The sequence below is a fragment of the Streptomyces sp. NPDC056169 genome (genome assembly GCF_042268445.1).
Classification (GTDB): Bacteria; Actinomycetota; Actinomycetes; order Streptomycetales; family Streptomycetaceae; genus Streptomyces.
Window position 1 is genome coordinate 155,671 of sequence record NZ_JBHJUO010000008.1, and the last position, 23,679, is coordinate 179,349.

Annotated in this window: 23 protein-coding genes and 1 tRNA gene; 8 read left to right on the forward strand and 16 right to left on the reverse strand. The window is 71.6% G+C overall.

Annotated elements, in window-relative coordinates:
- Positions 1-9 precede the first annotated feature (9 nt).
- Positions 10-489: a GNAT family N-acetyltransferase gene (locus tag ACFC0G_RS14995; RefSeq protein WP_376402783.1), complete on the forward strand. Its 480-nt coding sequence runs from the start codon at positions 10-12 to the stop codon at positions 487-489.
- Between the two features lie 79 nt (positions 490-568).
- Here the strand turns inward: ACFC0G_RS14995 and ACFC0G_RS15000 are convergent.
- The 8 genes from ACFC0G_RS15000 to galU all read right to left on the reverse strand — a co-directional run bounded on the left by ACFC0G_RS15000 (position 569) and on the right by galU (position 7,751).
- Positions 569-642 (reverse strand) — tRNA-Ala (locus tag ACFC0G_RS15000).
- 94 nt (positions 643-736) lie between these two features.
- The gene (glpR, locus tag ACFC0G_RS15005; RefSeq protein WP_376402786.1) at positions 737-1,792 is read right to left on the reverse strand and encodes a gephyrin-like molybdotransferase receptor GlpR; all 1,056 of its coding nucleotides are present in this window, start codon (positions 1,790-1,792) and stop codon (positions 737-739) included.
- A gap of 136 nt (positions 1,793-1,928) precedes the next feature.
- Entirely contained in the window at positions 1,929-2,540 is a 612-nt protein-coding gene (locus ACFC0G_RS15010; protein ID WP_376402789.1) for a GNAT family N-acetyltransferase, read from the reverse strand.
- Positions 2,537-3,145, reverse strand: a complete 609-nt coding sequence (locus ACFC0G_RS15015) for a molybdenum cofactor biosynthesis protein B (protein ID WP_376402792.1) — start codon at positions 3,143-3,145, stop codon at positions 2,537-2,539. Before ACFC0G_RS15015 ends, ACFC0G_RS15010 begins: the two co-directional genes overlap by 4 nt.
- Positions 3,142-3,627: a cyclic pyranopterin monophosphate synthase MoaC gene (gene moaC, locus ACFC0G_RS15020; RefSeq protein ID WP_024754798.1), complete on the reverse strand. Its 486-nt coding sequence runs from the start codon at positions 3,625-3,627 to the stop codon at positions 3,142-3,144. Before moaC ends, ACFC0G_RS15015 begins: the two co-directional genes overlap by 4 nt.
- A gap of 47 nt (positions 3,628-3,674) precedes the next feature.
- Complete coding sequence (locus tag ACFC0G_RS15025) at positions 3,675-5,294, reverse strand: IS200/IS605 family accessory protein TnpB-related protein (protein ID WP_376402795.1); 1,620 nt, start codon at positions 5,292-5,294, stop codon at positions 3,675-3,677.
- 152 nt (positions 5,295-5,446) lie between these two features.
- On the reverse strand, positions 5,447-6,715 hold the full coding sequence (glp, locus tag ACFC0G_RS15030; RefSeq protein WP_376403308.1) for a gephyrin-like molybdotransferase Glp: 1,269 nt from the start codon (positions 6,713-6,715) through the stop codon (positions 5,447-5,449).
- A gap of 124 nt (positions 6,716-6,839) precedes the next feature.
- Positions 6,840-7,751 carry a UTP--glucose-1-phosphate uridylyltransferase GalU gene (gene galU, locus ACFC0G_RS15035; protein ID WP_376402798.1) on the reverse strand — a complete coding sequence of 304 codons (912 nt, stop codon included), beginning with the start codon at positions 7,749-7,751 and terminating at the stop codon, positions 6,840-6,842.
- Between the two features lie 104 nt (positions 7,752-7,855).
- Here galU and ACFC0G_RS15040 point away from each other — a divergent pair, with 104 nt between their 5' ends.
- Positions 7,856-8,470 (forward strand): 5-formyltetrahydrofolate cyclo-ligase, encoded by a 615-nt coding sequence (locus ACFC0G_RS15040; protein WP_376402801.1) that lies wholly within the window; start codon positions 7,856-7,858, stop codon positions 8,468-8,470.
- Here ACFC0G_RS15040 and ACFC0G_RS15045 read toward each other — a convergent pair.
- Positions 8,460-11,219 carry a penicillin acylase family protein gene (locus ACFC0G_RS15045; RefSeq protein WP_376402803.1) on the reverse strand — a complete coding sequence of 920 codons (2,760 nt, stop codon included), beginning with the start codon at positions 11,217-11,219 and terminating at the stop codon, positions 8,460-8,462. The two genes, ACFC0G_RS15040 and ACFC0G_RS15045, sit on opposite strands and share 11 nt — an antisense overlap.
- Positions 11,220-11,478: 259 nt before the next feature.
- On the opposite strand from ACFC0G_RS15045, the gene ACFC0G_RS15050 reads away from it, so the two are divergent.
- The 6 genes from ACFC0G_RS15050 (at position 11,479) to mscL (ending at position 17,275) form a co-directional block, all read left to right on the forward strand.
- Positions 11,479-13,071, forward strand: a complete 1,593-nt coding sequence (locus tag ACFC0G_RS15050) for a potassium/proton antiporter (protein ID WP_376402806.1) — start codon at positions 11,479-11,481, stop codon at positions 13,069-13,071.
- Between the two features lie 251 nt (positions 13,072-13,322).
- Entirely contained in the window at positions 13,323-14,594 is a 1,272-nt protein-coding gene (locus ACFC0G_RS15055) for an MFS transporter (RefSeq protein ID WP_376402808.1), read from the forward strand.
- Between the two features lie 68 nt (positions 14,595-14,662).
- Complete coding sequence (locus tag ACFC0G_RS15060) at positions 14,663-15,007, forward strand: FmdB family zinc ribbon protein (RefSeq protein ID WP_376402811.1); 345 nt, start codon at positions 14,663-14,665, stop codon at positions 15,005-15,007.
- 115 nt (positions 15,008-15,122) lie between these two features.
- Entirely contained in the window at positions 15,123-15,968 is an 846-nt protein-coding gene (locus ACFC0G_RS15065) for an S-methyl-5'-thioadenosine phosphorylase (RefSeq protein ID WP_376402814.1), read from the forward strand.
- Between the two features lie 134 nt (positions 15,969-16,102).
- Positions 16,103-16,633 carry a hypothetical protein gene (locus ACFC0G_RS15070; protein WP_376402817.1) on the forward strand — a complete coding sequence of 177 codons (531 nt, stop codon included), beginning with the start codon at positions 16,103-16,105 and terminating at the stop codon, positions 16,631-16,633.
- Positions 16,634-16,705: 72 nt separating this feature from the next.
- Positions 16,706-17,275 carry a large conductance mechanosensitive channel protein MscL gene (gene mscL, locus ACFC0G_RS15075; RefSeq protein ID WP_376402820.1) on the forward strand — a complete coding sequence of 190 codons (570 nt, stop codon included), beginning with the start codon at positions 16,706-16,708 and terminating at the stop codon, positions 17,273-17,275.
- Positions 17,276-17,294: 19 nt separating this feature from the next.
- On the opposite strand, the gene ACFC0G_RS15080 is transcribed toward mscL, so the two are convergent.
- The 7 genes from ACFC0G_RS15080 to pflA all read right to left on the reverse strand — a co-directional run bounded on the left by ACFC0G_RS15080 (position 17,295) and on the right by pflA (position 23,621).
- The gene (locus ACFC0G_RS15080) at positions 17,295-17,516 is read right to left on the reverse strand and encodes a hypothetical protein (RefSeq protein WP_376402822.1); all 222 of its coding nucleotides are present in this window, start codon (positions 17,514-17,516) and stop codon (positions 17,295-17,297) included.
- A gap of 85 nt (positions 17,517-17,601) precedes the next feature.
- On the reverse strand, positions 17,602-18,018 hold the full coding sequence (locus ACFC0G_RS15085; RefSeq protein ID WP_376402825.1) for a hypothetical protein: 417 nt from the start codon (positions 18,016-18,018) through the stop codon (positions 17,602-17,604).
- Complete coding sequence (locus ACFC0G_RS15090; RefSeq protein WP_376402828.1) at positions 18,015-18,683, reverse strand: ubiquinol-cytochrome c reductase iron-sulfur subunit; 669 nt, start codon at positions 18,681-18,683, stop codon at positions 18,015-18,017. The genes ACFC0G_RS15085 and ACFC0G_RS15090 overlap by 4 nt, the downstream gene beginning before the upstream one ends.
- Entirely contained in the window at positions 18,680-19,279 is a 600-nt protein-coding gene (locus ACFC0G_RS15095) for a 4Fe-4S dicluster domain-containing protein (RefSeq protein WP_055642974.1), read from the reverse strand. Before ACFC0G_RS15095 ends, ACFC0G_RS15090 begins: the two co-directional genes overlap by 4 nt.
- Before the next feature lie 7 nt (positions 19,280-19,286).
- Positions 19,287-21,611, reverse strand: a complete 2,325-nt coding sequence (locus ACFC0G_RS15100) for a molybdopterin oxidoreductase family protein (protein ID WP_376402835.1) — start codon at positions 21,609-21,611, stop codon at positions 19,287-19,289.
- Entirely contained in the window at positions 21,608-22,768 is a 1,161-nt protein-coding gene (locus ACFC0G_RS15105) for an MFS transporter (protein WP_376402838.1), read from the reverse strand. Before ACFC0G_RS15105 ends, ACFC0G_RS15100 begins: the two co-directional genes overlap by 4 nt.
- A gap of 67 nt (positions 22,769-22,835) precedes the next feature.
- Positions 22,836-23,621, reverse strand: a complete 786-nt coding sequence (gene pflA / locus ACFC0G_RS15110; protein ID WP_376402841.1) for a pyruvate formate-lyase-activating protein — start codon at positions 23,619-23,621, stop codon at positions 22,836-22,838.
- Positions 23,622-23,679: the final 58 nt, after the last annotated feature.

The window sequence follows — 23,679 nt, forward strand, 5'->3', positions numbered from 1 at the left end:
ATTCTTCGCATGAACATCCAGCCCACGCCCTATGACCACCCCGACGCCGTCAAACTCAACGACGCGGTGCAACTCGAATACGTCGCCCGCTATGGCGACGAGGGCGACGTCACACCGCTGGACGCCACGATGTTCGTTCCCCCGCAGGGCCTCTACCTCCTCGCGTACGACCCCGAGGACCACCCGGTGGCCACCGGCGGCTGGCGCACCCAGAACCGGAACGACGAGGGCTACGCGGACGGCGACGCCGAACTGAAGCGCATGTACGTGATCCCCGAGGCCCGCGGCCTGGGCCTGGCCCGCCGCATCCTCGCCGCCCTGGAATCCGACGCCCGCACGGCCGGCCGCACCCGCATGGTCCTCGAAACGGGCAGCGCCCAGCCGGAGGCGATAGGCCTCTACACGTCCAGCGGCTACGAGCCCTGCGCCAAGTTCGGCCACTACCGCGACTACCCCAACAGCCGCTGCTTCGCGAAGCCGCTGACCTGACACCGACCTGACGCGCCGTAGGGCACAGGAAAGCAGAAATCCCGCCCGATCTTTCGATCGGACGGGATTTCCGTGTCTGTGGACCTGTGGGGATTTGAACCCCAGACCCCCTCGATGCGAACGAGGTGCGCTACCAGACTGCGCCACAGGCCCTTGCGACGTGTGAAACATTAGCATCCCGACCGGCTCACGCAAAAATCCGTTCCGCCGCAGGTCACCGGGGGCCGTCGCGGGCCCCCGGTGGGGGTCATTCGTTGGCCGCCCGGGGGCGGTCGTCCTCCGCGTACTGGTCGAAGAGGGGCGTGCGGCCGCTGTCCCGGCCGCGGCGGGGCGGGGCCGGGCGGCGGCGGGGGGACGGGGACGGAGCGGGGGTCGGGTCCGCCGCCGTGGAGGAGCGGGCCGCGCTCCACGTCTCCGGGTCCGTGATGTCGACACCGCTCGACGCGCGCGGGGCGACCGGCGCCGTCACGTACGTGGGGAGCGGGACCGGCACCGGCTCCCAGCTGTCGCCGCGGGCCGGACCGCGCTCGCGCTGCTGGTCCACCCACTCCGCGTGGTCCGTCTGCTCGACCAGGGCGCGCCGGCCCGCCTCCTGCGGCGACACCGGCGGAGTCGAGACCGGGGCCTGTTCGGCCTCGAGCTCGGGCGTCGGGGTGGGCCGCCGGCTCTCGCGCAGCCGGGCCGCCGCCGCTTCCGCGCGGCGCCGGTCCATCACGTACACGAAGCGCCGCCGCTCCTGGACCCGCAGATGCACGATGTACGCACTGAGGAGCAGCGCCGGGACCGCGGGCGCCCACAGGAAGGGAACGCCGCCGACGGCCGCGACGACCGCGCCGAGGGTGAACCCGGCGAAGAGGAGCGTCGTGACGCGCCGGCGCCGGGCGAGGGCCTTGCCCCGGCGGGCCCGCTCGGCCGCAGCGCCGCTCGTGGAGGGGCGCTGCGGGGCGGGTGCGGGGGCGGGTTCCGGCGCGGGTTCCGGCACGGGGGCCGGGAGTTCGAGGCGCGCCTCGGTCCTGGCCGCGGGCGCGGAAAAGGCCCGGACGTCGACCGAGCTCAGATGCTCGGTCTCCGCGTCCGGGTCCACGTCGGGCGTCGGTCCCTCCGCCGTACGGTCCCGCTCCTTGAGCTCCTTGGCGTACCGGCGCTCCATTCCCGCCCGTCCGGACAGCAGCCGGATGGCGGTGCTGAAGCGTTCCGTCGGACGGGCTTCGTTCAGCTCGTCCTGCCTGCGGAGCCACATCGGCACCAAGTAGGCGGCCCAGGCCCCGACGATGACTGCGTAGATGAGGCCGCTGCTGCTCACGCCTCACACGGTAGAGGGGTTCCGTTACGGGCATCGGCCAATTGGCCCGGTGTGTCGCACGATCTGGCTGATATCACTGAACTTTTTTGTGATTGTTCAGATCGTTCGGTGCCAACTGCCGATAAAATTCGAACATTTATGCCATTCGAGCTTGGCGCCAGCGTCGCAACAATCCCTCCGGCACCTCCTCCACCGTCAGCGCGAAGACCAGATGGTCCCGCCACGCGCCGTCGATGTGGAGATAGCGGGGGCGCATCCCCTCCTCGCGGAAGCCGAGTTTCTCCACGACGCGGCGCGAAGGGCCGTTCTCCGGGCGGATGCACACCTCCATCCGGTGCAGCCCGACCGCGCGGAAGCAGTGGTCGACGGCGAGCGCGACCGCCGTCGGCATCACCCCGCGCCCGGCCACCTCGCCGTCCACCCAGTAGCCCACGTGCCCCGAGCACATCGAGCCCCAGGTGATCCCCGCCACGGTCAACTGCCCGACGAGACGCCCCTGGTACTCGATGACGAACGGCAACATCCGGCCCGCCTTCGCCTCCGACCGCAGGTGGCGGACCATTTGACGGTACGTCGGCCGCTGCGCGACCGGGCCGCCCGGCGCCGGGGGCGGCACCGTCGCCTCCCAGGGCCGCAGCCACTCGCGGTTGCGCCGGTTCACCTCGCGCCAGACCCGCTGGTCGCTCATCTTTATCGGGCGGAGGACGACGTCCCCGTCCACGAGGACCACGGGCCAGGACGGGATCATGACGTTCTCGGGTGGTCGCCGCCGCGGATCTGGTCGACGGCGTGCCGGAGGATCGGCTCCAGGACCGCGAGCCCGTCCCGTACGCCGCCCGGCGACCCCGGCAGGTTCACGATCAGCGTCCCGCCCGCGACTCCCGCGAGCCCGCGCGACAGCGCCGCCGTCGGCACCTTCTCGCGGCCGTACGCGCGGATGGCCTCCGGGATGCCGGGGATCTCGCGGTCCAGGACCCGGCGGGTGACCTCGGGCGTCTCGTCGGTGGGCGAGATGCCCGTACCGCCCGTGGTGACGATCGCGTCGTACCCCGCCTCGACCCCGGCCCGCAGCGCGGCCTCGACCGGCGCCCCGTCCGGGACGACCTGCGGGCCCTCCACGGCGAAGCCCATCCGGGTCAGGCCCTCGGCGATCAGCGGACCGCCCTTGTCCTCGTACACCCCGGCCGACGCCCGGTTGGAGGCGGTGACGACCAGCGCGGAGTACCGGGCGGTCGACGCGCCGCCGGCCTCGTCGCCGAGCGCGGCAGGGAACGACTCGGCCGTCGGCGCCTCGGTCGTCGGCGCCTCGGCCCCGTGCTCGTGGGCCCCGGCCACCCGGCCCCCGCGCGTCACGACCCGCTCCGCGTCCAGTGACCCGACTTGCCGCCCGTCTTCTCCTCCACCCGTACGTCGGAGATGACCGCGCCCTTGTCGACCGCCTTCACCATGTCGACGACCGTCAGGGCCGCCACCGAGACCGCCGTCAGGGCCTCCATCTCGACGCCCGTGCGGTCCGTGGTCTTCACCGTCGCCAGGATCTCGACCGCCTCGTCCGTGACCGCCAGGTCCAGGGTGACGCCCGAGACGGCCAGCGGATGGCAGAGCGGGATGAGGTCCGGGGTCTTCTTGGCGCCCATGATCCCGGCGATGCGGGCGGTCGCCAGCGCGTCGCCCTTCGGGACGCCCTCGCCGCGCAGCAGCTCGATCACGCGCGGCGAGACGAGGACCCGTCCGCTGGCCCGCGCCGTGCGGGCCGTGACGTCCTTCGCGGAGACGTCGACCATGCGGGCCGCACCCGCCTCGTCGATGTGGGTGAGACCTTGCTGCGTGCTCATGGCCGTGACACTCCCGGTCGCTGTATGGGGACGACACCGTACCGTTCCTACAGACTGAGCGGGAGTGAGGCCTTTTGCCAGAACCCCTGATCAGTCGCGTGTCCCGAGCGGTGTTGGGCACGCTGGTCGCCCGCTTTCGCTCCGCGTCCGGGCGGCACGCATCGTGTGCGTGGTCCGGGGATGCGGGGGCGGGGTTCCTCACGCCCAAGAGCATCCGGTCGGGCCTGGACGGTCCGATGCCCCACACGATCGCTCCGGTCGTGTGGGGGCGGTGCCGTCCGTCGCCGGATCGGGTGTCCTTGGGCGCGTCGTCCGATCGCCACGGCGGCAGCGTCGTGACGAGTGGTCTTACGGGTGGTGCCGGTGAACGACTTCTGCCAGTGCTGAGCGCCCCACTTGCTGGTGTAGGCGGGGTCGACGGCGATGATGCTGATGCCGCTCCGGTCTGCCATGGAGGTGAGACGGGTGCGGAGTTTCGCGGTGGGCATGCCGGAGATCACCTGTCGGAATCGGCGCCTGCCACCGTGCTTCTCCCGGGTCTTCTCTCCCTGGAAGTCCAGGTCCTCCACCGCGATGGCCTTCACGCCGCAGGTTCTCGCCCAGTTCAGCAGGCGGGTGAGGGCGTGGCGGACCTGCGCGTCGCGGTGCTCGGCGGTGCCCGACAGCTCGTAGAAGAAGCGGCGCGGGTTTCCGATCGGGTTGCCGTGGGTGTCGAGGCGCCAGGCGGCGAGGTGGTCGGCGTTGGTGTCGACCCCAATCACGCCGTGCGCGAGCGCCGCCTTCAGGGGGACCGGCGTGGGCGCGGGTGGAATCTGCCACGAGGCGGTGAGGTACCAGCGCCCGCGCGCCGCGTCGTAGTGGATGCGATAGGCGACAGCGCGGTTCGTCTCGACGCGGTCGGCCCATTCGCTGCCCCGGTGCGCGAACCGCACCCGCGCGGAGAGGACGTAGCGGCCGTGCGGGGCGTTCGCCAGCCCGGCAAGCGGCACGGGGAGCTTGATGCTGACCTCGCCGTCGGGGGTGACGCGGACGGTCTCGTTGCCGTACCGCTTCCCCGACTCCCCGTCCGCCGCCAGGAACCAGCGCTCCGCCTCCCACCGCTCCCGCCACTCGGCCTCGACGAGTCGGGCGTCGGGGAGGTGGTGGCGGGTGTTCAGCAGGCGCTTGCCGCCCCGGACCACCCGCACGCGTCCCGCCCGCCAGTCCGCGACAGCGGCAGCGTGCCGGGCTTCCAAGGCGGCCAGCCGCCGGGACTTCGCATGCCACTCCCGCCGCGACCGATAACCACCCGGCACCCGCTTCGAACCACGCTCACCGACCGGCAACGACAGCCGGTGCCGCAGCACCCGGATCCCCGCCTCAAGCCCCTGCACATGCGCGGCCTGACAACGCCGGGCCAACGCCCACTGATCATGAGACGCCTTCGTCACCGCACCCGCCCACCGCGACGACGACACGGGCGTCAGGGACCGCTTCCGAGCCGCCCAAGACCGGGTGGAATGCTCCAGACCATCCGCGCAGCGCACCCTCAGGTCCCGCGAGGCCAGCACACCCAGATGCGCGCCCACCAACCGCAGAACGTCCGTCTCACCCTCGGCGAGGCCCTTCAACCGGTCCCGCACCGCGACACCGGTGGGACCGGACACCACGAACGGCGCAGCAAGCACACGCAGACCCGAAACCGACCGCACCCCACCCACGGCCCGATACCCCCGACAGATCGCACTGGTCAACGAACCACACCGGAGAAGGTCACCCGTTCCCACCCCGAACACGCAACCACCCCGCCCGTCACCGCCTCCATGGCACCCTCGCCCCCTCAGCCGAGGAGGACCACTTCCAGCTCGCTGCCCGGCTCCACGCCGTCCGCCTCCTCCGGGACCACGAGCAGGCAGTCCGCGTGCGCGAGGGCCGCGACGAGGTGGGAGCCGGCACCGCCCACCGGAGTGACGGTGCCCGCCTCCGGGTCGTACGTGCCGCGCAGGAACTGCCGGCGGCCGGCCGGCGACGAGAGGGCCTTGTCGGCGGCGAGGACCGCCCGGACCCGGGGTCTGTGCAGGTCCTCTACGCCCATCAGGGCCCGGATCGCGGGCCGGACGAACAACTCGAAGGAGACGTACGACGAGACCGGGTTGCCCGGCAGCGCGAGCAGCGGGATCTGCTCGGCGCCGACCGCGCCGAAGCCCTGCGGCTTGCCCGGCTGCATGGCCAGCTTCCGGAAGTCGACCTGGCCGTCGGCGGTCAGCGCCTCCTTCACCACGTCGTACGCGCCGACGCTCACCCCGCCCGTCGTCACGATCAGGTCCGCCCGGATGAGCTGGTCCTCGATCGTCGCCCGCAGCGTCTCGGCGTCGTCGGTGACCGCGCCCACCCGGTAGGCGAGGGCTCCGGCGTCCCGCGCGGCCGCGGCCAGCGCGAAGCTGTTGGAGTCGTGGATCTGGCCCTCGCCCAGCGGCTCGCCGGGCTGGACCAGCTCGCTGCCGGTGGAGATGACGACCACGCGGGGCCGGGGGCGGACCTTCACGGTGCCCCGGCCGATCGCGGCGAGGAGACCGATCTGCGGCGGCCCCAGGACCGTGCCCGCCGCGAGGGCGAGCTCCCCGGCCCGTACGTCGCTGCCCGCCCTGCGGACGTGGGCGCCGGCCTCGGCGGACCGGTGGACCCGCACCTCGCCGCCCGCGCCCTCCGGGGCGGTGCTCGCGGCGCGCATGCCGGTGGCCGCGCCCCCGCCCGTACCGCCGTCGGTCCACTCGACGGGGACGACGGCCTCGGCGCCGGGCGGCAGCGGGGCGCCCGTCATGATCCGGGCGGCCTGCCCGGGGCCGACGGTCGGCAGCCCGCCGTCACCGGCCGCGACGTCGCCGATGACCGTGAGGACCGCGGGGAACTCCTCGGCGGCACCGGCGACATCGGCGACCCGCACCGCGTACCCGTCCATGGAGCTGTTGTCGAAGGGCGGCAGCGCGACCGGCACCGTCACGTCCTCGACGAGGACACAGCCCTGCGCGTCGAGGAGTTGCAGCTCGATGGGTTCGAGCGGGCCGACCGTCGCGAGGATGTCGGCCAGGTGCTCGTCCACCGACCACAGCCCGCGGGCGGGGCCCGCGCAGGGGTCCGCAGGCCCGTGCTCGTGCTCATGGCCGTGCTCGTGCTCGTGGCCCTGCTCGTGGTCGTCGTGGGACGGCGACGGTCCCGCGCTGCTGCTCAAGGTCCTACATCTCCTCGCTGACGTATCTCCGGAGCCAGGCCCGGAAGTCCGGTCCCAGATCTTCACGTTCGCACGCGAGTCTGACAATGGCACGCAGATAGTCCCCGCGGTCACCGGTGTCATAGCGGCGCCCCTTGAACACGACACCGTGCACCGGCCCGCCGATCTTCTCGTCGGTGGCGAGTTTCTGCAGGGCGTCGGTCAGCTGGATCTCCCCGCCGCGGCCCGGCTCGGTCTCCCGCAGCATCCCGAAGACGGCCGGATCCAGCACATAGCGGCCGATGATCGCGTAGTTGCTGGGCGCCTCCGACGGCTCCGGCTTCTCGACCAGGTCCGTCACCTTCACGACGTCCGTGTCCGCCGTCGCCTCGACGGCCGCGCAACCGTACAGATGGATCTGCGAGGGCTCGACCTCCATCAGTGCGATCACACTGCCGCCCTCGCGCTCCTGGACCTCCACCATCCGCGCGAGGAGCGGGTCGCGGGGGTCGATCAGGTCGTCGCCGAGGAGCACCGCGAAGGGCTGGTCGCCGACGTGCGGGGCCGCGCACAGCACCGCGTGGCCGAGGCCGCGCGGGGCGCCCTGGCGCACGTAGTGCATGGTGGCGAGGTCGCTGGACTCCTGGACCTTGGAGAGGCGCTCGGCGTCGCCCTTCCGGATCAGAGCTTCCTCCAGCTCGTAGTTCCGGTCGAAGTGGTCTTCCAGGGGACGCTTGTTGCGGCCGGTGATCATCAGAACGTCCGAGAGGCCGGCCGCGACGGCCTCCTCGACGACGTACTGGATGGCCGGCTTGTCGACGACCGGCAGCATCTCCTTCGGCGTCGCCTTGGTCGCCGGGAGGAAGCGGGTGCCGAGGCCCGCGGCCGGGATGACAGCCTTGCTGATCCGGCCGAGCCTGGGGAGCGACTGATTCATGAGGTGCACCTTAGTCGTTCGGAATAAGAGAAAGATGTGGGTTCGATTAACTTCATCCACATAAAGACAGTTACGAGACTTTCGTGAATTCAGAGGAGGCCGTCATGACGCCCGAGGCACCCGAGTTGTCCGAAAAGACCCTGCTGCGCAGTCGACTTCTGGCCGCCCGATCCGCGCTGAGTGTCGAATCCCTCACCGCCGCGGCCGAATCCCTCGCCCACCGGGGAGTGGAACTGGCCGAACTGGCCGAGGCGTCCACCGTCGCCGCCTACGTCTCCGTGGGCCGCGAGCCGGGCACGCGCGCGCTGCTCGACGCGCTGCACGCGCGCGGGGTGCGGGTTTTGCTCCCCGTACTGCTCCCCGACAACGACCTGGACTGGGCCTCGTACGAAGGTCCGGAGCGGCTCGCGAAGGCCGGCCGCGGACTGCTCGAACCGGTCGGGCCCCGCCTCGGTCCCGAGGCCGTCTGCACCGCCGACGCCGTCCTGCTGCCGGGCCTCGCCGTCGACGGGCGAGGAATGCGGCTCGGGCGGGGCGGCGGCTCGTACGACCGGGTCCTCGCCCGGCTCGCACGGGCGGGCGCCGACCCGGCGCTCGTCGTGCTCCTGTACGCGGACGAGGTGGTCGCCCGGGTCCCGGAGGAACCGCACGACCACCCCGTGCACGCGGTGGTGACCCCGGAGGGGGTCACCCGATTCCGTACGGCCCCTACGGCTTGAGGACCAGCGTGTCCTTCGTCGCCGCGTCGACCGCCGCCTTGCCGTAGGCCCAGTCGTACAGCTCGCCCTTGGCCCACCTGTCCGTCTGGTCGGTGTAGTGGTCGTGGAAGGCGTGGCCGGAGGCCCCGGTCAGGTTGATCCACCGGGACTTGTCCCAGTCGCCGACGTTGACCACCATCCGCATCGACGGCACCCAGATGACCTCGTAGCCGCCGGCCGCGTTCCAGCCGGTCGCGTCGACCGCCGCCTCGCCGCCGCCCAGGTTCCACGGGCCGCGGTTGAGGAGCTGCTGCACGACGCCGGGCCCGGCGGTGCCGAGCGTCTGGTTCTTCAGGGTCAGCTGGTGCAGCCGGCCCCAGCTCCAGGTGGAGACGTCCTTGCCGAGCTTGGCGGTCAGCTCCCAGCGCGCGTCCTTCATGGCCCGCGCGAGCAGCTGGTCACGGGTCTCGGTGGCCGAGTCCGTGCGGTTGCCCGGGGTCGTCCACCACTCGCTCTTCTCCTGCTTGAGGAGCGGGCGGACCACCTCGTACCAGCGGTCGCCGCCGTCCGGCTGCGCCGAGTCGGGGTCGCGCTGGCCGCATTCCCGTACGAGCTTGTTCTGCTCGTCGACCGGGCCGGTGGCGTCGGCCGGGCGGACGGTGATGCAGTCGCCCTCGGCCCGCAGCTCCTTGGGCAGCTTGTCGCCGAAGGAGAGCTTGAGGACGTTGCGCCAGACCGCGTTGAAGTAGGCGGCGGCGGCCGAGTCGGGCTCCTGGGTGTAGTCCCAGCCCTCCAGGAGCTTCTGCGCCTCGCGGACGTACGGGTCCGAGATGTCGACCTTCAGCAGGAGCGGGTTGAGCAGGGTCGCGATCTCGCTGCGGTTGTCCGTCTGCATGGTCCGCATGTCGTCCGGCGAGATCTTGCCGCCGTCCTTGATCTTCGACTCGATGAGGTCGTTGATCCGCTGGCTGCGCGAGCCGTAGCCCCAGTCCTTGGTGAGCAGGTCCGGGTAGGTCTTCTGGTCGATCACGGCCTGGTTGGCGGTGACGATGTAGCCGCGGTCCGGGTTGAACTCGTACGGCAGCTTCTCGAAGGGGATGTACCCCTTCCACTTGTACGTGGAGTCCCAGCCCGGCGCCGGGAGGGTGCCGTCGCCCTTGCCGCGCTGCGGGATCTTGCCCGGCGACTGGTAGCCGATGTTGCCCGCGGTGTCGGCGTAGACCAGGTTCTGGGACGGGACCTCGAAGTTCCTGGCCGCCGCCCGGAAGGTGGTGAAGTCCTTGGCGCGGTCGAGCGCGAAGATCGCGTCCATCGACTTGCCGGGCTGGAGCGCGGTCCACTGGAGGGAGACGCCGTAGCCGGTGCCGCGGTCGGGGGCGGCGTTGCCGACGGGGGCCTTCTGGCCGACCTTCTCCAGCTCGGAGGAGCGGTCGGAGACGAGCGGGCCGCGGTCGGTGGAGCGGACCGTGATCTTCCGGTCGTCCCCGCCGGCCACCTTGATGACCTCGTCGCGGACCGTGAACGGCTTGACCTTGCCGTCGACGAGGTAGCCGTCGGGGCCGATCCTCTCCAGGTAGAGGTCGGTGACGTCGGCGCCGAGGTTGGTGAGCCCCCAGGCGATCTTGTCGTTGTGGCCGATGATCACGCCGGGCATGCCGGAGAAGGTGTAGCCGGCGACGTCGTAGCGGCAGGTGGCCGAGACCGAGCGGCAGTGCAGACCCATCTGGTACCAGAGCGACGGCAGCTGCGGCGCGAGGTGCGGGTCGTTGGCCAGGAGCGGCTTGCCCGAGGTCGTCTTGTCGCCGGACACGACCCAGGAGTTCGAGCCGATGCCGTTGCCGTTGGGGCCGAGGAGGGCCGGGATGCCGTCGAGGACCTCGGAGAGCCCGCTGAGCTGGGCGTCCACGCCGCTGTCCGCGGAGGAACCGGAACCGGTGGGGTTGGTGCCCGGGGTGTCGCCCGTCGTCGACCCGTCGCCGTCGCCGCCCTCGCCGGGCTTGGCCTTCGGGTCGAAGGCGCCGGTCGACCCGTCGACCGCGCCCCGGTCGAGGATCGGCTGGTGGAGCGCGTACGGGTACTCCGGGTACAGCTCCTTGATCTGACTCGCGCTCAGCCGGCTCGTCATCAGCGAGCGGTCGATCTCGTCCTGCATGTTGCCGCGCAGGTCCCAGGCCATCGCCTTGAGCCAAGCCACCGAGTCGACCGGGGTCCACGGCTCGATCGCGTAGTCGTTGGTGAAGGACAGCGCCGCGTACTCGACGGAGACGTCCGCCGGGGCCCGGTCCTTCAGGTAGGCGTTGACGCCCTCCGCGTAGGCCTTGAGGTACTTCTTCGTCTCGGCCGACAGGACCGTGTCGTACTCCTGCTGCGCGACCCGGCGCCAGCCGAGCGTGCGCAGGAAGGAGTCGGTCTCGACCTGGCTCTCGCCGAACATCTCGGAGAGGCGGCCCGCGGTCACGTGCCGGCGGACGTCCATCTCGTAGAAGCGGTCCTGCGCCTGGACGTAGCCCTGGGCGCGGAAGAGGTCCGTCTCGTTGTCCGCGTAGATCTGCGGGACGCCGTTCGCGTCCCGCTTCACCTCGACGTCGGCGGAGAGGCTGTCGAGCCGGATCTCGCCCGTGGTCTGCGGGAACGAGGCCCGGACGGTGCTGACACCCCAGTACCCGCCGAACCCGATGCCCGCGACCAGCGCAAGGACCAGGACGAGGAGGAGCAGGCGGGCGCGCCGCCCTTTCTTCTTGGCGGGGGGCGCGGTCGTGTTGGAGGGCATCGCTGTCCTTCGAGGGGCAGGGTGGTCCTGGAGTACGGGAGCAACCTTAGGCGCAGCCCCCGGAGGGCCCGGACTCGGTGTCAGGAAGAGAACCGTACTGATGAGCGGGCCGATGCAAAGGAGGCGTCAAGAAAACGTTAAAGATTAGGTAAGGTAACGAAGTGTCGGCCGCTGGAGGAACGATCCAGCTGCATGCGAGGGGAAGGATCGGCCACTGACTGTCCACCAGCTCAACGAACTCCTGCTCATCTGCTCCCTCGTGTTGCTGATCGCCGTCGCGGCCGTACGGATCTCGTCCCGGAGCGGGCTTCCCAGCCTGTTGCTCTACCTCGGGATCGGGATCGCGATAGGGCAGGACGGCATCGGCAACGTCGCCTTCGACAACGCCGAACTGACCCAGGTCATCGGCTACGCCGCCCTCGTCGTGATCCTCGCCGAGGGTGGCCTCGGCACGAAGTGGAAGGAGATCAAGCCGGCCCTGCCCGCCGCCGTCGTCCTCTCCACCGTCGGGGTCGCCGTCAGCGTCGGCATCACGGCCACGGCCGCCCACTACCTCGTCGGTCTGGAATGGCAGCAGGCGCTGATCATCGGCGCCGTCGTCTCCTCCACCGACGCCGCGGCGGTCTTCTCCGTCCTGCGGAAGGTGCCGCTGCCGTCCCGGGTCACCGGTGTCCTGGAGGCCGAGTCCGGCTTCAACGACGCCCCCGTCGTCATCCTCGTCGTCGCCTTCTCCACCGCGGGACCCGTCGACGCCTGGTACGTCCTCGTCGGCACGATCGCCCTGGAGCTCGCCATCGGCGTCGCCGTCGGCCTGACCGTCGGGTTCCTCGGCGCGTACGGCCTCCGGCACGTGGCCCTGCCGGCCTCCGGCCTCTACCCGATCGCCGTCATGGCCATCGCGGTGGTGGCGTACGCGGCCGGCGCCCTGGCCCACGGCTCCGGCTTCCTCGCCGTCTACCTGGCCGCGATGGTCCTCGGCAACGCCAAGCTGCCGCACGCCCCCGCCAACCGCGGCTTCGCCGAGGGGCTCGGCTGGATCGCGCAGATCGGCATGTTCGTCCTGCTCGGCCTGCTCGTCACCCCGCACGAGCTCGTCCACGACTTCTGGCCGGCCGTCGTCATCGGCCTCGTCCTGACGATGGTCGCGCGGCCCATGGAGGTCCTGGTCAGCCTGGCGCCCTTCCGGATCCCCTGGCAGGAGCAGGCCCTGATGTCCTGGGCCGGCCTGCGCGGAGCCGTCCCCATCATCCTCGCCACCATCCCGATGGTGTCGCAGATCGAGGGCAGCGAGCGGATCTTCAACATCGTCTTCGTCCTCGTCGTCGTCTACACCCTGGTCCAGGGCCCGACCCTGCCCTGGCTGGCGAAGGCGCTGAAGCTGGGCGACTCGGCCGAGGCCGCCGACCTCGGCGTCGAGTCGGCTCCCCTGGAACGGCTGCGCGGGCACCTGCTCTCCGTCGCCATCCCCGAGGGATCGCGGATGCACGGCGTCGAGGTCGCGGAGCTGCGGCTGCCGGCCGGAGCGGCGGTCACCCTCGTCGTCCGCGAGGAGACGAGCTTTGTACCGGGGCCCGCGACCGTCCTGCGGCGCGGCGACGAGCTCCTCGTCGTCGCGACCGACCCGGTGCGGGACGCCACGGAGCGGCGCCTGCGGGCGGTCGGCCAGGGCGGCAAGCTCGCCGGCTGGCTCGGCACGGGCGGTGCCGCGCAGGTCAGGACGCACGCGGGTACGGCGACGCGCTTCCACCTGCCGGGCGGACACGCGACCGGACAGGGAAGTGGCCACGGAAGCGGGCGCGGGAACGGTCCCGAGCACTCCACTCGTGGGCCCGAGAAGAAAACATCCGGTTAATCGCAGGCATTAATTCAGGTGCGGGAGCGTTTTCCCAGGCGGGAAGACGCTCCTCCCTGTACCATGAAGGCACACCTGATCGAACCAACTCTGCCTGACGCAGAGCTGGCGCGACCGTATGGCGGCCGAGGCGCCCCTCCACCGTGGGGCCGGCCCGGTATCTACCGCAGTAACGCGCATGAGGACAGCTCTCGGCGACACCCGCACCACCGTGCCGGGGCGCGCTACCAGGCGGCAGAAAGGCCAGGACCGTGGCGTCCACGGTCATCTCGGACAAGCGGCCCGGCTACGGGCAGCTCCTGCGCACACCCGGTGCGCTGTCCTTCCTGCTTCCCGGGTTCGCCGCCCGGCAGCCCTTCGCGATGCTGACCATCGGCATCGTGCTGCTCGTCCAGCACACCACCGGCTCCTTCGGCAGCGCGGGCGCCGTGGCCGCCGTCACCGGCGTCTCCATGGCGCTGTTCGCCCCGCAGAGCGGCAAGCTCGCCGACCGGTACGGCCAGCGCGCCGTCCTGATCCCCGGCGTCCTCGTGCACACCGCCTCGGTCTCGCTGCTCGTGGTCCTCGCCCTGTCCGGCGCCCCGCTCTGGGCGCTGTTCCTGGCCGCCGTGCCCGCCGGTGCCTCCGTGCCCCAGGTCGGACCGATGGTCCGGGCCCGGTGGGCGGCGAAGCTCGACGGCAAGCCGCTGATGCCGACGGCCGCGGCCTTCGAGTCCGTGACCGACGAGTTCACCTTCGTCGTCGGCCCCGTCCTCGCGACCGCCCTGTGCACCGGGATCCACCCGGCCGCGGGCCTGATCGCCGAGGCCGCCCTCACCCTCGTCGGCGGCCTGTTCTTCGCCGCGCAGCGCGCCACCGAGCCGCCGTTCGGGATCTCCGCGGCCACCGCCGCCGGCCCGCACCGCTCGGCCCTCTCCATCCCCGGCGTCCGCGTCCTGATCGTCGCCTTCCTCGGCATCGGCACCGTCTTCGGCGGCATGCAGGTCTCCCTGACCGCCTTCACCGAGGAGATCGGCAACCCCGGCGCCAACGGCCTCCTGTACGGGGTCTTCGCCGCCGGCAACATGCTCGCGGGCATCGCGATGGGCGCCGTCGCCTGGAAGACCGGCCCCCGCCGCCGCCTGATCCTCGGCTACGCCGGCCTCACGGTCGCGGCCTCCCTGCTCTGGACCGCGCACTCGGTGCTCCTCCTCGGCGCCCTGGGCCTGGTCGTGGGTCTGTGCATCGCCCCCGCCCTGATCACCGGCTACACGATCGTCGAGACGCTGATCCCGGCGTCGGCCCGTACCGAGGCCTTCACCTGGCTCACCGGCGCCGTCGCGCTCGGCCAGGCCGCGGCCGTCACGATCGCCGGCCGCCTCGCCGACTCCCAGGGATCGAGCGCCGGGTTCCTGGTGCCGATGGCGGGCACCGTGCTCGCCCTGACCACGCTCCTCGCCCTCCGGTCGCGGCTGAAGCCGCGCGAGACCAGCCGGGTCGCGGCACGTGGTATCGGTCACCGCGTGCCGGTGGCGGTGGACTGAACCCACGGAATACGTCAAGATGGATCGTCGTTAGCACTCGATGAGTGTGAGTGCCAGGAGGAAGTCACGTGCCGACCTACCAGTACCAGTGCACCGAGTGTGGCGAGGGCCTTGAGGCGGTCCAGAAGTTCACCGATGACGCGCTGACCGAGTGCCCCAGCTGCCAGGGACGCCTGAAGAAGGTGTTCTCGGCCGTCGGCATCGTCTTCAAGGGATCCGGCTTCTACCGGAACGACAGCCGCGGCTCGTCGTCCAGCAGCTCGCCGGCCGCGTCGAAGTCCTCGACCCCGTCGTCTTCGTCCTCGACGTCCTCGACGTCGGATTCAAAGCCGGCCGCGTCGTCGTCCTCGACCTCTGCCGCGTCGTCGTCTTCTTCGTCGTCGAGCGCCGGAAGCTCGTCCTCGGCCGCCTGATCCGTTCTCTTCACCGAGGGCCCTGTCGCGTGTACGCGACGGGGCCCTCGGTGTTTCCCGCCCTCGGTGTTTCCCGGCCCCGGTGTTTCCCGGCGCCGCGCATAGGGTGACCGCCATGACGACCCATGGTGCGTACGCGGACATCGGCGTGATCGGCGGCTCGGGCTTCTACTCCTTCCTGGAGGACGTCACGGAGGTGTCCGTGGACACCCCGTACGGCAGCCCCAGCGACTCCCTCTTCCTCGGCTCGATCGCCGGCCGGCAGGTCGCGTTCCTCCCCCGGCACGGCCGGGGCCACACCGTCCCGCCGCACCGGATCAACTACCGCGCCAACCTGTGGGCGCTGCGCTCCGTGGGCGTCCGGCAGGTCCTCGGGCCCTGCGCCGTCGGCGGGCTCCGCGAGGAGTACGGGCCGGGCACCCTCGTCGTACCGGACCAGCTCGTCGACCGGACGAAGACCCGGGCGCAGACGTACTTCGACGGGGAGCGGCGGGCCGACGGGGCCGTACCGAACGTCGTCCACGTGACCTTCGCCGACCCGTACTGCCCCGACGCGCGGCGGGTCGCGGTCAAGGCCGCCCGGGGGCGGGACTGGGAGCCGGTGGACGGCGGCACGATGGTCGTGGTCGAGGGGCCCCGCTTCTCCACCCGGGCCGAGTCGCGGTGGCACGCCGCCGCCGGCTGGTCGGTCGTCGGCATGACCGGGCACCCCGAGGCGGTCCTCGCCCGCGAACTGGGCCTCTGCTACGCCTCGCTCGCGCTGGTCACGGACCTGGACGCGGGCGCCGAGACCGGCGAGGGCGTCTCGCACACCGAGGTGCTGCGGGTGTTCGGCGAGAACGTGGAGCGGCTGCGGGAGGTGCTGTTCGACGCGGTGGGCGCGCTCCCGGCGACGATCGACCGGGACTGTCCGTGCACCCGGGTGCACGACGGCTGGGACCTGGGGATCGACCTGCCGTAGCGCGGTCGAACCACCCGCAGGGGTGAGGGAGTTGTCCACAGGCGGCGGGTGATCCCCAGGCCGGAGCGGGGATCCGGCGAGGCCGGGAGAGTGGGGCGTGGCCCTTCTCCCGACCAGGACAGGCGGTACCCACGATGACGACCACCATCGCTTTCCTCTCCCCCGTTCCGGCGCAGTGCGTCGTGCCGGCCTTCGAGCCCGTACGGAGCCGGCGCGGGCGGCGCGGACCGCTCAGGGCCCTGCGCCGGGGGCGGCGCGCGCCGGTCGTGCTGCTCGCGTTGACGGTCGCCGCGCTGGCGGCGGCGACGGCCTCCCACTCGGGTGCTTCGCCGCCGGGGGCCGCCGTGGCGCCTCGGGCGCGGCCGCCCGCCGCCGGCCTCGCCGTACGGCTGGTGTCCGCGCCGGTGCGGATCGCCGACGCCGAGACCGTACGGCTGCTGCGCGCCGGCGACCGGGTCGACGTGATCGCCGCGCCCAACTCCCCGATGGGCGGCGCCGGTGAGGCCCGCGTGGTGGCGACGGGCGCCCGAGTGGCCGAAGTTCCGCGCTCGGGCGAGGATCGTTCGGACGGAGGGGCACTCGTCGTCCTGTCCGTGCCACGGTCGACCGCGGCGGCGCTGGCAGGTGCCGGTGTCACGTCCCCACTGGCGGTGACACTGTGCTGATTCGCACTGACTCACTGTCAAGTCACCGGTCCGTGTGTACGGATTGGACGCCTCTGCGCCGTTCACGGCGTAATGGCTCCGCACACAGCACACCTGACGAGAACGAAAGGCACTTCGGTGGCCGAGAAGAAGGAAAGCTTGCTCGGAGGCTTCAAGGCCTTCTTGATGCGTGGCAACGTGATCGACCTGGCGGTCGCGGTCGTGATCGGCGCCGCGTTCACCAACATCGTGAACTCGGTCGTCAAGGGCCTCATCAACCCGGTCGTCGGTGCCTTCGGCACGAAGGACCTGGAGAGCTACTCGTCCTGCATCAAGGGCAGCTGCGTGGTGGTCAACGGCGAGGTGCAGGGCGTCCAGCTCCAGTGGGGCCTGGTCCTCAGCGCGGTCCTGAGCTTCATCATCACCGCGGGCGTCGTCTACTTCCTGATGGTCCTGCCGATGGCCAAGATCCTCGCCAAGCGTGCGGCGCACGACAAGGCGAAGGAAGGCGTCGCGGAGACCATGGAGATCAGCGAGCTGGAGGTGCTCAAGGAGATCCGCGACCACCTCGTCGCCCAGCGCGGTCCGTCCACGGGGACGGGAACGGGCACGGGCTCCGGTTCGGGCTCCGGCGGCGGCACGGGGACGCACCCCACCTCCTGACCGGCGGAGCACGCCGGGATCAGAGGTGGTGCGGCGGCTTCTCGTCGAGGAAGCGCGCGAGGTCGGCGGCGCTGTCGCTGCCGGCCGGAGGCCGCTCGCCCCACCCGCGGTCCGTGTCGTCCGCGGACTGCTGGTCCAGCGGATCGTCGAAGACGAGTACCGGCTTCGGTGTGTTCTCGGGGGTGAGTCGGGAGCCGGGCTGCTTCGCGTCTCGCGGTCCGTGGGCGGGGGCGGTACTCATACGTTCAGGGTACGCCGCTCCCCCCGCCCCGTACCCCGCCTCGTACGCCTCTGATCAGCGGGCTTCGGCTCAGCGGTCCTTCGGCTCAGCGGTCCTTCGGGTCGATGAGCCAGATGCCGAGCACGACCAGGAACGACAGGACGAGGAAACCCGCACCCCACCACGCGGTGCCGGTGTCGCCCGTCATCCACTCGTCCACCACGATCGTCAGCCCCCAGAGCTGGCCGATGACGACCGTGAGCGCCAGCGCGAGACGGGCGGACAGCTTCGAGGAGCGCTCCGGCTCCTGCTCCGTGCCGGCTCCCGGGCCCGGACCGGTGTGCCGGATCCGCGGGTCGCCGTAGCCGCTGGTGGGCCGGATCTGCGGATACCGCTCGTGCACCGGCCGGTTCAGGCGCGGCTGGGCGCTGCCGGGGGTGTAGGCGGGCGGGCGCGGAGGCTCCGGCGCCGCCGGGGCGGCTTCCGGTGCTCCCGGGTCTCTCGGGAACGGGGTCTCGCTCATGTCCGCTCACTCCTCTCGGCCGGCTTCCGGCCGGGGACGCCCGGGACGGCCGGGCCGCCGGCGCCGAAGCCGGGGCAGCCGGGACGGTCGTCGCCGTTCTGGCGGCAGAAGCCCTCGACGGCGCTCTCGCCCGAGCGGGCGGTGCCGACGGCCCAGACGCTGCCGTCGACCTGCTCGACCAGAATCACCTTCGGCAGGCCCCTCGGCGGCGGGCCGGCGGTGACCTCGCCCGTACGGGCGTCGAAGATGCCTTCGTGGCAGGGGCAGTACAGCTCGCCCTCGCTGCCCCGTTCCTTGCGCCACAGCACGGCGCAGGCGAGGTGGGTGCAGACGGCGGAGTATCCGGCGAGGGTGCCGTCGTCCATCCGGACGGCGATGGCCCTGTCCTCGTCGCCGGGGTAGCGGAAGGCGAGCGACTCCCCCGGCTCGATCCGGTCGGCGACCTTCTTGGCCTCGGGCGCCCCTTCGCTGTCGCCGTGGCGGTGCAGGATGCCGGAGGCGACGGCGACGCCGCCGACGGCCAGGCCGCCGGAGACGGTGGCGACGATCCGCAGGTAGTCGCGGCGGGTGGTGAGGGAGTCGGCGGCGATCCGGTCGCGCAGCGCCTCCTGGGCCGCGTCGGCGCGGGGGTCCGGCGCCGGCGGCTGGGGGTCGGTGACGCTCATCGGACATCTCTTCCGTTGATCTCGACGACGGGGAGCCCCCCGGGGACCGGCCACTGGACCTTGTCGGCGGGGACGACCATCGCGACGCCGGTGGTGACGGTGGTCGTGCCGAAGGTGAAGGAGTCGGCGACCTGGACGCCGGGGCGTTCGGCCTGGAGCTCTTCGAGGGTTCCGTAGAAGAGGGCGCCGGTGGGGCAGACGGTGGCGCACATGGGGGCGAGGCCGTAGGCGGTGCGGTCGTAGCAGAGGTTGCACTTCATCTGGAGCTTCGCCTGGAGGTCGATCTTGGGGACGCCGAAGGGGCAGGCGTTGACGCAGTTGGCGCAGCCGATGCAGCGGGTGGTGTCGGCCTGCTGCACGACGCCGTCGGCGGTCACGAGGATCGCGTCGGCGGGGCAGACCTCGGCGCACGGGGCGACGGGGTCCTCGCAGTGCATGCAGACGGTGGGGAGGGAGGCGACGGAGTGGCCTTCGTCGGGGTAGTCGAGGTGGATCATCGACTTGCCGCGGTGGGAGTCGCATTCGCGGCAGGCGGAGACGCAGGCCTGGCAGCCGATGCAGCGGCCCGGGTCGATGAAGATCGTGCGGCCCATCATGTGCGGGTCAGCTCCTCTCCGCGGTACCGCGGCCCTGGGGGGAGGTCGGGGGCAGCGGGTCGGTGCGGGAGACCTGGGTCTCCGGGTAGGCCTGCTGTCCGGGGGCGGTGGGCGGTGCGGGGACCTCGTCGACGCGTTCGGCGGCCTCGATGCGGGCGGCGCAGACCTTGTACTCCGGGATCTTGGAGCGCGGGTCGAGGGCGTCGATGGTGAGGGCGTTGGCCGAGGTGGGGACGGGCCAGTGGTAGGGGATGAAGACGGTGTCGGGGCGGATGGCCTCGGTGACCAGGGCGGGGAAGACCTCGCTGCCGCGGCGGGTGACGACGCGGACGGGGTCGCCGTTGCGGAAGCCGTGGGAGGGGTGGACCTCGACCCAGGGGCGGGGGGTCTGTTCGACGAGGGCGCCGAGCCGGCGGGTCTGGTTGCCGGAGAGGAAGTGGGCGACGGTCCGGCCGGTGGTCAGCGAGAGGGGGTACTCCTCGCTGTACGGGTCCATGGGCGGGTGCCACTCGACGACCTGAAGGTGGATCCTGCCGTCGGGGTGGTAGGTGGTGCCGTCCTCGAAGAGCCGCGGGGTGCCGGGGTGCTCGGTGGTCGGGCAGGGCCAGGCGATGCCGCCGGTCTCCTCCAGGCGCTCGTAGGTGATGCCGTAGTAGTCGTTGACCGTGCCGGCGGAGGCGATGCGGAGCTCCTCGAAGACGGAGCGGGAGTCGGGGAAGTCGAACTTGTCGCCCGCGCCGAGCCGTTTGGCCAGTTCGCACATGACCCAGGTGTCGGTGCGGACGCCGGCGGGGGGTTCCTGGGCCTTGTTGTGCTTGACGACCCTGGCCTCGGCGTTGGCCATGACGCCTTCGTCCTCGGCCCAGACGGTGACGGGGAAGACGACGTGGGCGTTGGCTGCGGTCTCGGAGAGGAAGAAGTCGAACTGGGCGTGGAATTCGAGGGTGTCGTAGCCGTCCTTGACGGTGGCGTAGTTCGGGAGGGAGACGAATGGGTTGTTGCAGATGCCGACGAGTCCGCGGATCTCCCGGCGCTGCATCTGCCAGACCATCTCCATCATGGAGGTGCCGGCGAGCGGGAGTTCGGTCTCGTCGACGCCCCAGATCTCGCAGATCTGCCGGCGGTGCTCGGGGTTGGTGATGGAGCGGCCGCCGGGCAGGAGGTCGGACTTCTGGCCGTGTTCGCGGCCGCCCTGACCGTTGCCCTGTCCGGTGATGGTGCCGTAGCCGGCGCCGGGCTTGCCGATGTTCCCGGTGGCGACGCAGAGGTTGATGATCGACAGGCAGTTCTCGACGCCCTGGGAGTGGTGCTCGACGCCGCGGGCGTGCCAGGCCATGCCCTTGCCCGCGCCGGCGAACATGCGGGCGACCTGGACGATCTGCTCCTCGGGTACGCCGCAGATCGTGGCGGAGCGGGAGGGCGGATAGTCGGCGACGGTCCTCCTGACCTCTTCCCAGCCGGTGGTGTGGGCGGCGAGGTAGGCCTCGTCGGTGAGACCTTCGGCGACGACGACGTGGAGCACGGCGTTGAAGAAGGCGGAGTCCGTGCCGGGCTTGAGGGCGACGTGGACGTCGGCGGTGCGGGCGATCGCGGTCTCGCGGGGGTCGACGACGATGAGGCTGGCGCCCCGGTCGCGGGCTCCCCACAGGTACTGGGTCATGACGGGGAAGCACTCGCCGACGTTGGAGCCGGCGATGAGGAGGCAGTCGGTGAGGAGGATGTCGGAGAAGGGGTTGCCGGCGCGGTCGATGCCGAAGGCGAGTTTGTTGGCCCCGGCGGCGGAGACCATGCAGAGGCGGCCGTTGTAGTCGACGTGCCGGGACTTGAGGGCGACGCGGGCGAACTTGCCGACGAGGTAGGTCTTCTCGGAGAAGAGGCTGGCGCCGCCGAGGAGCCCGAAGGCGTCGTTGCCGTACTCGCCCTGGATGCGGCGGATCTCGGCGACGGTGTGGTCGAGGGCCTCTTCCCAGCTGACCTCCCGGAACTCCTCGTCGCGGTTGCTCCGCATGAGGGGTGCGGTGAGCCGGTCGGGGTGGTTGACCTGCTGGTAGGCGTTGATGCCCTTGGGGCAGAGCCGCATGCGGTTGATGTCGTGGTTGCGGGGCTCGACGCCGAAGACCTTGCCGCCGCGGTCGACGCGGAGGTACATGCCGCACTGGACGCCGCAGAAGCAGCAGTGGGTGGGGACGAGCGTCTCGCCGTTCTGGTCGGCGCGCCAGCGGTCGGCGGGGATGCCCCCGGCGTCACGAAAGGCGCGGGTGCCGGGCGGGGCGAGGGAGGGGTCGAGCGGCAGCGCCTGCCCGGAGGTGGTCGCGGGGTCGGTCGCGGTCACTTGAAGCCCTTCTTGACGTGGTCGAGGTAGGCGGTGCCGCGGAGGACGCGCTTGCAGCGGGGGCAGTACTCGGTCCACTCGTCGAAGCCGAGGTCGAGGTCGCGCATGGTGCCCTGGAGGTTCTCGACGTAGGGGGCGGTGTCGATGGGCTCCTGGCAGCGGCGGCAGGCGAGGACGGTGTCGGCGGCTCCGCCCTTGTCGCGGGAGGTGTACTTGAAGAGCTGCATGCCGACGGCCGCGGGCCGCTGGACGATGTGGAAGAACTTCCCGAAGGGGATGTAGATGAGGGTGAAGACCACGGACACCATGTGGAGGATGGCGAGGAACTCGTAGCCGCCGCCGTGCAGGAAGATCGACGAGAAGGTGAGCAGGAGCCCCGTCACGGAGATGACGATGAGGGCGAGGAGCGGCACCAGGTCGTAGGCGAACCGCTGGCCGGTGATGGCCGCGCGGTCCTTCATGCGGCGCCGGAGGAAGTAGGAGGCGCCGGCGATGACGAGGACGGCGGCGATGTCGAGGCCGTGGAACATGAGCCAGCCGAGGACGCTGAGGGCGTCGAAGCCGATGACCTTGAAGCCCCAGATCCGCATCTCGTAGCCGGGGCCGGAGCCGGTGGACGAGGTGAAGGTGAACCAGCCCCAGGTGAGGGGGAAGGTGATCGCGGCGGCCAGCAGACAGCCCCAGAAGACGAGCTGGTGGGCGGCCCAGCGGGCGTGGGAGCGGGCGCCGAGGAACTTCTGGAAGCCGAGGTAGGTGGCGATCATCCGGGGCAGGGCGGTGGGGGCCTTGCGGAAGTTCGCGGCGGAGAAGAAGGAGCCCCAGCCCTTCCGGAAGAGGCGTCGGGCGCCGGGGGCGGAGACCCAGACGGTGTACCGGTAGGCGACGCCGAAGGCGAGGAAGACGGTGGCGACGGCGTACGGCAGGAGGGCCGAGTCGAAGTCGCGGAGCAGTCGGCTGCCGAAGACGATCGCGAGGATCAGGAGCACGGAGACGAGGGTGCCCGCGACGGCGGCGCGGCGGCGCACGTCGGCGGGGGTCTGCGGCGCGCGTCCGCCGGCCGCGGGGTCTCCGGACGTGAGGGCGCCGGGGGCGGGGGCTCCTGCTGCCGGGTCGCCGGGGGCTGGGCTCGGATCGGCTGTCTGGGGTGGCTCGGTCACGCGGCCACGGTAAGGGCGTGCGTACCGTTTCGTCCTGTTTTGCGAGGTGGCGGGGTGAGTGCGTCGCTCAGACGGCGTGCAGGCCGTGGGAGCGGAAGATCTCGCGGGCCTCGGCGACCTGCTCGGGCGTCGGGGACGGGGTGTCGTGCAGGGTGAACGGCTTGGCGAGTGCTTGCCACTTCGCTTCGCCGAGCTTGTGGAAGGGGAGGACGTCCACGCGGGAGACGTTGCCGAGGCCGGCGGCGAAGGCGGCGACTCCCTCGACGTTGGCGGGGTCGTCGGTGAGCCCCGGGACGAGCACGAAGCGGACGTGGACCTCCTGGCCGAGGTCGGCGAGGCGCCGGGCGAAGTCCAGGGTCGGCCGCAGCGGCCGCCCGGTGACCTTCTTGTACGTGTCCGGGTCCCAGGACTTGATGTCGAGAAGGACCAGGTCGGTGTCGCGCAGCAGGGCGTCGGTGGCGCGGACGCCGAGGAAGCCCGAGGTGTCGAGGGCCGTGTGGAGGCCGAGCTCGTGCTTCATCCGGTGCAGGAGCTCGCCGGTGAAGACGGGCTGGAGGAGGGGCTCCCCGCCGGAGAGGGTGGCCCCGCCGCCGGAGGCGGCGATGAAGCGGACGTACTTGCCCGCCTCGGCGATGACGTCGTCGGCGGAGGTGCGCTTGCCGTTGCGCATCCTCCAGGTGTCGGGGTTGTGGCAGTAGAGACAGGTGAGGGGGCAGCCGGAGAGGAAGGTGACGAAGCGGGTGCCGGGTCCGTCGACCCCGGTGGACAGGTCCCAGGAGTGGACCGAGCCCTCGGAGGGCCGGTGGGTCGCCGCGGCGGCCGGGGTGGCGGGTCCGACGGTGAGGCTGGTCATGGCAGGGCCTCCTCAGGAGGGTGTCGGGCGCGACCCGGGGCCGGGGGTGAGGGCCGCC